The following is a 1,561-nucleotide window of genomic DNA, read 5'->3' on the forward strand; positions in this document are numbered from 1 at the left end:
GCCATTCGGATAGAAAATCGGCGTGGTCAGGTAGGATTTTTCGCGTGACATGAATGAACCGTCATGAAGGTCTGAATGTGAGTTGTGGCGGTGGATAAACTATCGGCATGGCGATTGCCATCCCGATGCATGCCGCCCGAAAGTGGTGCCCGGTTTTGGGGCAGCGGCATGCACTAAGAAAACCGTCACATTCGCATCACAGAATTCAGGCGGTCGATCATGGTCAGGGCGTGCTGCTTCTTGTCGAGATTGTAGGTCTCTGCCTCAGATATCGTGTTCACGGCCTCGTGCCAAGCGTCGGACAGCGTTTTGGCCCTGGCGAGGTCGCCGGCTAAGGCCGCTTCGCTGGCGGCGGCCGACAGCAGATCGAGCGCGCGGCGGTTGAAGATATCGAATTGGATCGCCTGGTCGCGGCCGGCAACGGCTTCGGCAAGCCGATGGGCAGCGGCAATGTCCGGCTTTTGCGCCGCCACCAGCGCGTCGAGCGCGCCGGCGATTTCCAGCCCGCCATACTGGGTAAGCAGGATCGCGTTGCGCGCGCTGCCCCCTGCCCGCTCGGCCAAAGCCGCGCGCGCCGCCGGATCGACCGGCGGCGGCGGCTCGATGCCTTCCAGCACACCCATCAATTCGTCCGGCGCAAGCGGCGTCAGCCGCACCATTTGACACCGCGACCGGATCGTCGGCAACAGGCTGCCCGGCGCATGGACGATGAGGATGAACAGGGTGCGCGCCGGAGGCTCCTCAAGATTCTTGAGCAAGGCATTGGCGGCATTAGTGTTCATGTCGTCGGCCGGATCGACGATGACGACGCGGTAGCTGCCGTCATGCGAGGTCATAGACAGGAAGCGGCTGACCTTGCGTATCTCGTCGACGGTTAGCACAGTCTTGAAGCTTTTGGTCTTGTCGTTGGCCGGACGGGTGAGATGCAGCACCGAAGGATGCGCGCCGGTAGCGATCTGGCGAAACAGCGACGAGGCCGGATCTGGAACGGCAAGCGCTTCGGGCGCGGCCGCAAAATCGGGATGTCTGAGAAGGTGATGCGCCAGGTGGAAGGCAAGCGTGGCCTTGCCGATGCCGTGCGGCCCGGCGAGGATCAGCGCATGCGGCAGCTTGCCGGCGCGGTAAGCGGTGGCAAGCATGCCCGCCGTCTGCGCGTGGCCGATCAGCCGCGAAGTTTCCGATGGCTCGGGAACGCCGTCCAACGTGTCGTGCTGTTCGGGGGCGATGCGTTCGAAGATCATGCAGGCGCCGTCTGCTTCCTTTGCACCGGCATCCGCTTTTCCAGCACCGCGAACACGGCCGCGGTGACGACGTTTTCCACCGTTTCGGGATCGGCCGACGCATCGATCACTATGCAGCGATCCGGCTCCGCCTCGGCGATCGCCAGGAAAGCCTCCCGCCGGCGCTGGTGGATGGCCACAGTCTCCTTCTCGAAGCGATCGGCGCTGTCGCCGGCGCCACGGCGTGCCGCCGCGCGCTTCAGACCTTCGGCCGGATCAATGTCGAAGATCAGCGTCATGTCGGGGACCATGCCGTTGATGGCGACCGCCTCCAGCGCTTC

The 1,561-nt window shown here is 63.9% G+C and carries 1 protein-coding gene and 1 pseudogene; both read right to left on the reverse strand.

The genetic code is table 11. From position 1 onward, the window contains the following. Nucleotides 1-185: 185 nt before the first annotated feature. Nucleotides 186-1,241: a DNA polymerase III subunit delta' gene (locus EOA60_RS32290; RefSeq protein WP_095825414.1), complete on the reverse strand. Its 1,056-nt coding sequence runs from the start codon at nt 1,239-1,241 to the stop codon at nt 186-188. After that, a pseudogene (locus EOA60_RS32295) lies at nt 1,238-1,561 on the reverse strand (thymidylate kinase); the annotation flags it as partial. The pseudogene EOA60_RS32295 and the gene EOA60_RS32290, both read right to left, overlap by 4 nt.

This window comes from Mesorhizobium sp. M1A.F.Ca.IN.020.06.1.1, assembly GCF_004023265.1.
Taxonomy (GTDB): domain Bacteria; phylum Pseudomonadota; class Alphaproteobacteria; order Rhizobiales; family Rhizobiaceae; genus Mesorhizobium.